The sequence below is a fragment of the uncultured Nisaea sp. genome, from assembly GCF_963974195.1.
Lineage (GTDB): Bacteria > Pseudomonadota > Alphaproteobacteria > Thalassobaculales > Thalassobaculaceae > Nisaea.
Map to the genome: position 1 here is coordinate 1 of NZ_CAXBDC010000136.1, position 9,862 is coordinate 9,862.

5 protein-coding genes are annotated in these 9,862 nt (G+C 62.0%); 3 read left to right on the forward strand and 2 right to left on the reverse strand.

Features of this window, described 5'->3' with window-relative positions; translation table 11 throughout:
- A partial coding sequence (locus tag AAC126_RS20215) for an anhydro-N-acetylmuramic acid kinase (RefSeq protein WP_339856904.1) occupies nucleotides 1–1,069 on the reverse strand: 1,069 nt, incomplete at its 3' end.
- 134 nt (nucleotides 1,070–1,203) lie between these two features.
- Between AAC126_RS20215 and tyrS the strand changes: the two genes are divergently transcribed.
- Nucleotides 1,204–2,451, forward strand: coding sequence for a tyrosine--tRNA ligase (gene tyrS / locus AAC126_RS20220; protein WP_339856907.1), 1,248 nt, complete (start codon nucleotides 1,204–1,206; stop codon nucleotides 2,449–2,451).
- 36 nt (nucleotides 2,452–2,487) lie between these two features.
- Here the strand turns inward: tyrS and AAC126_RS20225 are convergent, their stop codons facing one another.
- Nucleotides 2,488–5,610, reverse strand: coding sequence for an AsmA-like C-terminal domain-containing protein (locus AAC126_RS20225; RefSeq protein ID WP_339856909.1), 3,123 nt, complete (start codon nucleotides 5,608–5,610; stop codon nucleotides 2,488–2,490).
- A 194-nt stretch (nucleotides 5,611–5,804) separates the two neighbouring features.
- Here AAC126_RS20225 and AAC126_RS20230 point away from each other — a divergent pair, with 194 nt between their 5' ends.
- Entirely contained in the window at nucleotides 5,805–8,795 is a 2,991-nt protein-coding gene (locus AAC126_RS20230; protein ID WP_339856911.1) for a bifunctional [glutamine synthetase] adenylyltransferase/[glutamine synthetase]-adenylyl-L-tyrosine phosphorylase, read from the forward strand.
- Between the two features lie 100 nt (nucleotides 8,796–8,895).
- Nucleotides 8,896–9,862: RecQ family ATP-dependent DNA helicase (locus AAC126_RS20235; RefSeq protein ID WP_339856915.1), on the forward strand; the 967-nt coding region annotated here is incomplete at its 3' end.

Genomic DNA, 9,862 nt, shown 5'->3' on the forward strand with positions numbered 1-9,862 from the left:
GCACCGGCGCCCGGGTCGTGCCAGGGAAGGTCAACGGCTTTCCCTGCAGGCTGCGGATGGCCAGATAGGCAAAGGCCTCGGCCTCAACGGCATCGCCGTTCCAGCCAAGATCGTCCGCCGGCACAATCGGCGCATTCAGGCGCTCTGCCAGCATAATCATGAGTGTTACATTGTGACGGCCACCACCACAGGCGATCCATTGTGAAGCCGCATGCGGGAACCAGCGTTCGGCCAGAACGACCGAGGCCGCCGAGAATGCCGTGAGCAGCGCCGCGCCATCTTCATCCGACAGACCGACAACAGCCGCCATCGCACGACGCGCGAAATGGTCCCGGTCGAGGGACTTTGGAGGTTGCCGGTCAAAATACGGATCGGAGAGCAGATCCATCAAACGTGCATCATCGACCCGTCCCTTTGCCGCCAAGGCGCCACCCGCATCGAAACGCGCGCCGCGCCGCACCCTTACGAAATCGTCAACCAGGGCATTCGCGGGACCTGTATCGAACGCCAGCATTGCTTCCGGGCCAGCGCTTTCATCGCCATCGATCCAGGTCACGTTCCCGACCCCGCCAAGATTAAGCACTGCCACCGTGGAGCCAAGCCGCCGCGTCAACGCCCGGTGATAGACCGGCACAAGCGGCGCGCCTTCCCCGCCGGCAGCGACATCCGCAAGACGCAGGTCGAAGACAACGGGGCGGTCCGTCAGACGTGCCAGCACATCCGGCGCCCCGATCTGGATCGTTCGGCGGTGCTCCGGTTCATGCAGAACGGTCTGTCCATGAAAGCCGATCACATCGATTTCGGCACGCGCCACGTCTTCGGCCGCAAGCAGGGCGGAAACCGCCTCCGCATGCTGTTCGGTCAATTCCGATGCGACCCCCGCAACATCGCCGACATTGCCCATGACGGATTGCAGCCGGGCCCGGAAATCGTCGGAGTATGGCATGCTGATAAAGCCGCGCCGGCGCACTTCACCCTCGCCATCGCTCTCGATCAGGGCCGCGTCGACCCCGTCCATCGAGGTCCCGCTCATCAGGCCGATTGCCCGGTATGTCTTCTGCCCGCTCACCCCGGCATCTCCGCAAAAAACCATCTCATTATGTGCAAAGCCCCCTGGCCGGGCGGTTCCGGTTGAGACGGAGGTGCCCATGTGCTAAGTGCTCGCGCCTTGGATTCTGACACATTTGCACCGGGAACACGACCATGAGCCAGTTCAAATCGGGCTTCATGCAGACCATGAGCGAGCGCGGGTTCGTCCATCAATGCACCGATAATGACGCACTCGACGAGATGCTGAACAACAAGGTCGTGACCGCCTATATCGGCTTTGACTGCACGGCCGACAGCCTGCATGTCGGCAGCCTTATCCAGATCATGATGCTCCGCCACCTGCAGCGGGCCGGTCACCGGCCGATCGTGCTGATGGGCGGCGGCACCAGCAAGATCGGCGATCCGTCCTTCAAGGACGAGGCCCGCAAGCTGCTTTCGGATGAAGACATCGAGCACAACAAGTCCGGTATCAAGACCGTGTTTCAGCGTTTCCTCAGCTTCGGCGAGGAAAGCAGCGACGCGATCATGTGCGACAATGCCGAATGGCTGGACGGGCTGGAATACATCCCGTTCCTGCGCAAGATCGGCCAGCATTTTTCGGTCAACCGGATGCTCAGCTTCGATAGCGTGAAGACGCGTCTGGAACGCGAGCAGTCGCTCAGCTTCCTCGAATTCAACTACATGATCCTGCAGGCTTACGACTTCCTTGAGCTGCGCCGGCGCTATGGCTGCCAGCTGCAGATGGGCGGCTCGGACCAGTGGGGCAACATTGTCAACGGCGTCGAGCTGACGCGCCGGGTCGACCAGCAATCCGTTTTCGGCCTGACCACGCCGCTGCTCACCACCGCTTCCGGCCTGAAAATGGGCAAGACGGAGAAAGGCGCCATCTGGCTCAACAAGGAACGCCTGTCGCCTTACGACTACTGGCAGTTCTGGCGGAATACGGAAGATGCGGATGTGGGCAAGTTCCTGCGCCTCTTCACCGAGTTGCCGCTGGACGAGATCGCCCGGCTCGAAAAGCTGGAAGGCGCCGAGTTGAACGACGCCAAGAAGGTGCTCGCGAACGAGGCAACCGCCCTGCTGCATGGCCGGGAAGAAGCCGACACCGCAGCGGAATCCGCGCGCAAGACGTTCGAGCAAGGCGCTCTCGGCGATAGCCTGCCGCGCGTCTCCGTCGAAGCGTCACAGCTTTCCGAAGGCCTCTGGATCGTGGATGCCATGCGCATTGCCGGACTTGCCGCGACCAACGGCGAAGCCCGCCGCCTGATCAAGAATGGCGGTGCCCGGGTTAACGATGTTGCGGTCTCCGACGAGGCACTCAAACTCGGGGACACCGATCTTGCCGACGGCGTGATCAAGCTGTCGTCCGGCAAGAAAAAGCACGTGCTGCTGGAAATCTGATTTACGGCACGCCTCTGAATCAGGGGCGATATCGCTTTATGGGCTGGTATCCTGCGGCGGAGGCTCCGCAGGTGCCGGGTCCTTCGGCGGCGCGTCCGAAAACCTGAACAGGTTACGGAATATGCCCGGCGTTAGCGCTGTCAGCGGGTTGACCGTGACCACCGGCTTCTCCAGCGTGCCGCTCACCCCGAATTCCGACGCCAGAAATCCTTCGCCTTCTCCGCCGGTCAGCAACGTCCCGATCAGTGGTATCGACTCGAGAAACTCGTTCAGGACGTAAGCCGGGACGAGCATGCCATCCAGATCCATCACATCCTGTTTGCGGTCAATAGAACCGTATGCCGAGATACCGAGGGACGCGCCCTGCGCCAGAAGCCGTTCAAGAACCAGCAGTTCCTTGGAAACATGCATCGCGGCATCAAGCCTGGCAAAATGAATGCCCCGCCCCTGCACGACAGCCGGCAGCCCCGCGATCGACGCCGCGCTCAGTAGCTGGGCCATAACCGGCGCGTCGGCCAGATTGAAATCCAGCACCGACAGAGAAACGTTCCACCCCGTGCGGCCGTCCCGCTCCTCGCGGAAGCCGGAAGCGGCAAGTTTCCCGCCCACAATCGAATCAAATCCCTTGAAGGATTTCAGCATGTTTCCGGCATTCTGGGAGCTGATATCGAAATTCGCCTGATCATCCACAGCCGAATAGAAAACGTCGACCGGTTCCATCCCAAGCAGGCCGTTCGCCGCGAGAGACAGGGTTCCGGCGCCATCATCTTCCAACAGCATGGTGACATCGCGCATCGGATCGAGATCCCCGATCAACACCTGATCGACCCGGGCATTCACCACAAGCGGCAGATCAATCTCACCCGCCCCCCCGTCAAACTGATCGATCAGCGGGCGCAGGTCGGCGAACGGGCCTTTGATATTTGCGGTGAAGCCGCCCGTCCCGTCCGCCGCGACCACGCCTGAAAGATCGGTCTTGCCGAGTTGCAGCCGCTCCACCGTCAACCGGCTCGGCAGCTTCGTCTCGCTGGAAAACGCAACAGACCCGGATGCGGCGAGATCGCTGGTCGCGACCTGGAAACTGTCGATTGAGGTCAGAACATCGTCCCGCACCTGCAGGCTGGCCCGCAATGTTCCGGCGGCACCGGCCGGCTTTTTCCAGCCCAGCTCGCCAATCTCAAGCGCAGTATTCTGCAGCCCCATGACAAGATCGATTGAGGTGTCGCTGTCTCCGCTCTCTTCGATCGTCGCGTCGAGTTCAACCTCGCCATCGGCAAAACGCCGGAGATCAAGCCCCAGATCCGCGAGCTTATCCGTGTCCGGCCGGACAATGACATGGGTCCGGCGGCGAATTTCCGCTTCCTTGTCGAAGGATTGCAGGAAGCCAAGCTGCACTGGCAATTCGGAAAGCTCGCCACTGCCGTCAAGCAGCATGCCGTTCTTGTCGAGTTTCAGGGACATTTCTCCCTGCTCGAACGGCAAGCGGGTCGTCCTCGTGGGCAGGGAGACATCCGAAAGCTGCCCTTCGGCCGACAGATCGACCATGTCGAACGTCATGACCCGGAGCAGCGGCATTTCAAAATGCATGTGTCCTTTAGCCGTTCCGCCAACCTCGTCCGGGGAAAACCCGAGGGCCTGCGCATAGCCGAAAGGCTCCGTATCGAGGACACGGAGAATATCCGAGATCGGCCCCTCCACATCCGCGTCGATCATCGCGTAATCATCGCTGACCGTGTGAATGCCCGTAAGGGAGACCTTCCCTCCCGTCAGTTTGACCCCATCCAGATGGCCCGTCGTAACCGTCGCATCGAGACGCTTCTCCGAGAAGGTCATCGTGCCGCCGATCTTCAGGGCGGGCGGAAGCGGCGGCAGGTAATGCACCGTGACGTCCTGATACGCGAGCTTGCCGTCGACGGTCACGTCCCTGAACCGCGTTTCCTCGCCGACATCCATATGTCCGGCGATCTGCGCGGTGATCTCTGTGATGGTCCCGTCCTGCAGGTTTTCCGTGACCCAGCCACGCGCGATCTCGAACAATTCCGGCGGCCAGTAATCCTTGATATTGTCCACCGGCAGACCGGAGATCTTGGCTGTCATGTCCAGAGCAGGTTTGGACAGGTCCTTCAGCCCCCCCTGCACCATGATCACCATCCCGTCCTTCTCGAGAACGAAATTGCGCAGCGCCACGCTATCTTCGCGGCCGTCATAGCCAATCTGGAAACGCAGGCTGTCATAAGCGAGAGGCGCGGACATAACAGTGTCGAGAGAAATCGCGCCGTCGGTCGCGGTCGCGATCACATCGATGCTTTCGAGCGCACGAAAATCCTGCAGGGCAAAGGCAATACTGCCGCTGAGTTTGCTCGACACCTTGAAATCGACGGGAAGAGTCGGCAGCCGGGAGAGAACCAGATTAGGCGCCAGTCCCTGAAACAGGAGAGCGCCGTCAAGCTTCCGGCTCCGGTAAAAATAATTACCGTCTCCCCGGATTTCGACACTGTCTCCGCCGACAGCGAGATCCGCCCGCGCTTCAACCCGCCAGCCATCCCGTTCACGCTCGAACGTGCCGTCGAGCCCCGACATCCGGATGTTTCCGAATTTCCCGGCATCGTCCTGCACGCGCACGGTGGCGCGTCTCAGGGAAAACCGCTCCAGCCGCTCCAGACCGGCCAGTCCTTGCTCCCCGCTCTTCGGCGGCTCCTGCAACACCGACAACAGGTTCCCGGCATCCACGTCTCCGCCGGACGGGGCCGCGCCATAGAGCGCATAAGACCCGTCGGCCCTCCGTTCCAGATTAAGCACGGGCTGATCGACGGCTATATGGACGGGCGCGATCTCGCCAAGCAGAAGCTGTGGCCCCGACAGGGCAATATCCGCGGACGGAGCGAACAGGATAAGGCCACCGGACTGATTGTTCAGGCGCAGGCTGGTCACCTTGACCTCGAACAACCGGCTCCAGCCGCGCCATTCCATGCTGAGCTCACCGATCGACGCGGTTCCGCGCTCGGCCGGGATCAGCGCTTCGGCAACCCGTGACTTCAGAAACTCGAGCGGAACCGGTTGCGTGCTGGCGCGCCAGAACACCAGAGCCGCGAGCACGACGACACCGGCAAAGATCGCTGCTGCGATTTCAAGGGTGATCTTGGTAGTTCGTATCAGCACGCGGGGTACTCTTGGCTCGGGATTGTTCCGATTATCATAGGGTATGCCGACTGGCGACGTTAAAGACGATTAATCGTCATGTTCCGATGGATCGGGTAATCAACGTGATCCAGACATGATCCGGACCTGCCCGGTTGACGTTCGCCCAGACCGTGCGCACCCTTCACCAAGTTTAACCAGTACCGGGGGCATCGGTGTTTCTGGACCAGATCGAGCATTTCCCGGAAGTAACGGATACCGAGGCCGCCCGTATCGGCCTTGAGCGCTGGCAGGAACAGCCAAGTCTGCTATCTGACCAGGCCCTCGCCGACCGGGCGCGCTCCATAGCCGAACATCGGAATGGCGGGCGTCTGTTGCAAGGTCTCTTTGCAAACAGCCCCTACCTGACCCGCTTGTTGATCCGGGACACCGGCTTCGCCGCCAGCCTTCTCGAAGAGGGCCCGGACGCAACCGAAACGCGCCTGAAAGAAGATGCCGCCGCTCTCGATCCCGCCGCCCTGAACACGGCCGAGCTGATGACCGCTCTGCGTGTTCTGAAAAGGCACTATTCGCTGACCACGGCCATCGCCGACATCACCCGGGTCTGGCCGCTGGAGCGGGTGACCGGCGCGTTGAGCGAGCTTGCCGATATCGCCATCGCAGCTTCCTGGCGGCACGCCCTGCACCTGCAAGCCAGTACCGGCAAACTTCCCACCGCCGGCAGCGATGATATTCTCGACGGATCCGGCCTGATCTGTCTCGGCATGGGCAAGCTCGGCGCCCGGGAACTGAACTATTCCAGCGACATCGATCTGATCGTTTTCTATGACAACGAACTCCCGCTCTACCGGGATGTCGAGGAATTGCAGAAGCATTTCGTCACCATGACCCGGCTGGTCGTCCGCATGCTCGAGGAGCGGACGGCCGATGGCTATGTGTTCCGGACGGATCTGCGTCTGCGCCCCGATGCGAGCGCCATGCCGCTCGCCGTCTCCACCGCCGCCGCCGAAATCTATTACGAGAGCCAGGGCCAGAACTGGGAACGCGCCGCATTGATCAAGGCCCGCCCCATCGGATCGGACAGAAAAGCGGCGCAAGAATTCCTGACCCGGATACGCCCGTTCATCTGGCGCAAGCATCTGGATTTCGCGGCGATCGAGGATATTCACTCGATCAAGCGGCAAATCGCGGCCCACAAGGGCGGCACGAAGATCAATGTCGAGGGCCATAACGTGAAACTCGGCCGTGGCGGTATCCGCGAGATCGAGTTCTTCGTGCAAACCCAGCAGCTGATCTGGGGCGGCCGGGATGCCCGGCTGCGCGGCATGAAGACCAGCGAAGGCATGCAGGCACTTGTCCAGCTCGACAGGGTGAAGCCGGACGTGGCCAAGGCCATGCTGGATGCCTACCGCTTTCTGCGCACGGTCGAACACCGCCTGCAGATGGTCGACGATGCCCAGACCCATTCCCTGCCGGAGACGACGGCGGGTCTCGCGCAAATCGCGGGCTTCCTCGGCATCGCCGATACGGACCGGTTCCGCCGGGAGCTGATCCACCAGCTCTCCACCGTGGCGCACCATTACGGCCATCTGTTCGAGGAAAGCGCGCCGCTCTCCTCCGGCAACGAGATCGAGGGCAGCCTCGTCTTCACCGGCGTCGAAAACGATCCGGAGACCCTGAAAACGCTGGCGGATATGGGGTTCGGCGATCCGGATTTCGTCGCCACCAGAATTCGCACATGGCATCACGGCCGCTACCGGGCGACGCGCAGCGAGCGGTCCCGGCAGATCCTGACCGAGATTGCCCCGGCGCTGTTATCCTCGTTCGGGCAGGCACCGGAGCCGGATGAGGCATTCAGGCGGTTCGACCGGTTTCTGGAAGGCCTGCCCGCCGGCGTGCAGCTGTTCTCCCTGTTCCAGGCCAACCCGCCCCTGCTGGAAATGCTGGCGGACATCATGGGCATGGCGCCGTCACTGGCCCGGCAGCTCGGCCTGCACCCATCGCTCTTCGAAGCGGTTCTGACCCACGATCCATCGGCCCGCCTGGGAGACAGGGCCAGCCTTGAGGCCGAACTGGAGCGTGATCTCGAACGGGCGCACTACTATGAAGACGTTCTCGACATCGCCCGGCGCTGGATCAACGACCAGCGCTTCCTCGTCGGCATTCAGGTCATGCAGGGCCGCATCCCGGCCTCCCGCGCCGCCATCTGCCTCTCCGACATTGTAGATGCCGGCATTGCCGTGCTGCTGCCCCGGGTCGAGGCCGAGTTTGCAAAACTGCACGGCCGCATTCCGGACTGCCCTCTGCCCGCCCTTGCCATTATTGCCTATGGCAAACTTGGCGCGCGGGAGCTTTCCGCCGGCTCCGACCTCGATCTGGTGTTCCTTTACGACGCCCCGTTCGATGCCGAGTCCGACGGGGAAAAACCACTGCATGCCAGCACCTATTTCAACCGTCTCGGTCAGCGCCTGCTCGCGGCCCTGACCGCACAGACTGCCGAGGGTGGTTTGTTCGAGGTCGACACCAGACTCCGTCCGAACGGCAATAAGGGCACCATGGTGCCGAACTTCGAAGGGTTTGCGAAATACCACCGCGAAGGGGCATGGACGTGGGAGCGTATGGCCATGTCCAGGGCCCGTGTCGTTGCCGCGTCGCCGGCCTTTACCGACGTGCTTGATGCCTTGTTCAGGGAAATACTCTGCGCGCCGCGCGATCCGGACATGCTGTTGCGCGATGTCGCCGCCATGCGGGAACGGATCGCCAAGGAACACGCCACCACCTCCCATTGGCAGATCAAACACTGGCGCGGCGGATTGGTGGATCTGGAATTCATGGCGCAGTACCTGTTGCTGAAACATTGCGGCGATCATCCGGATCTGATCACCGGGAACACGGCGGATGTATTCGAGTTGCTGGCGACGAAAGGCCTGATGGCGTCGGATCTGGCCGACCGGCTGTCGGCGACGACACGGCTCTGGCGGGCGATCCAGTGGGTTCTGCGCCTGACCGTGGATGAAAAATTCGACCCCGAGTCCGCCCCGGCAGCCCTCAAGACGCGCCTGGCCAAAGTCGCCCGCGTGGAAACCTTCGAAGACCTGGACCGGATCATCGAGAAACGCGGCGCGGACGTGCGCGACGCCTTTGCCAGCCTGATCGAAGCCCCGGCAGCGGCCCTCCCCGCTCCGGATCAGGAAGCACCGGAATGAGCCGGGACATGGTTGCGGGGCCGTTCGTCCTCCTGTACCAACATCACAAGATCTTGGCGCAAGAGATGCGCAAGCCCACCAGACTTGGACTTATTTCCCGATGATGCATGCCGTTCGCCCGGACCCTGAGAGCGAGAAATACCGCGTTCTGAAGGGAATATTCGGGTTCGACGGCTTTCGCCCCGGCCAGGAGGTCGTGGTCGATGCCATATTGAGCGGCCGGAATGCGCTCGCGGTGATGCCCACCGGCTCCGGCAAGTCTCTCTGTTTCCAGCTTCCAGCACTGGTCCGGGGCGGTCTGACAATCGTGGTCTCGCCGCTTGTCGCCCTGATGCAGGATCAGGTCGCGGCCCTGAAACTCGCAGGCGTGCGGGCCGAGACCATCAATTCGGCGAAAGACCGGTCGGAGAATGTCGCGATCTGGCGCAGCGTTGCCGCCGGTGAGATTGACCTGCTCTATCTCTCGCCGGAACGGTTGATGACGGATCGCATGCTGGCCGCCATCGGCAAGCTGCCGCTCTCCTTCCTCGTGGTCGACGAAGCCCACTGCATCTCGCAATGGGGGGCCTCCTTCCGGCCGGAATATGACGACCTTTCCCGGTTGCGGGATATCTTCCCTAACGTGCCGATTGCCGCCTTCACCGCCACCGCCGATCAGGTCACCCGCCTCGATATCGCCGAAAAGCTGTTCCGCAGCGACGCGGAAATGTTCGTGCATGGCTTCGACCGGCCGAACATCCGGCTCGACGTCACGCTCCGCTCCGACTGGAAACGCCAGGTGCTGGACTTCCTCGGCCTGCACGAGGGCGAAAGCGGTGTGATCTATTGCCTGTCCCGGAAGAAGACAGAGGAAACCGCCGCCTTCCTGCGCAGTAAAGGCCTCAATGCCCTGCCCTACCATGCCGGACTGGCAAAGGAAGAACGGGATCGCAATCAGGATGTCTTCATGTCCGAAAGCGCGGTCATCATGGTTGCCACGATTGCTTTCGGCATGGGCATCGACAAGCCGGATGTGCGCTTCGTGCTGCACACGGACATGCCGGGCAGCGTCGAGGCCTATTACCAGG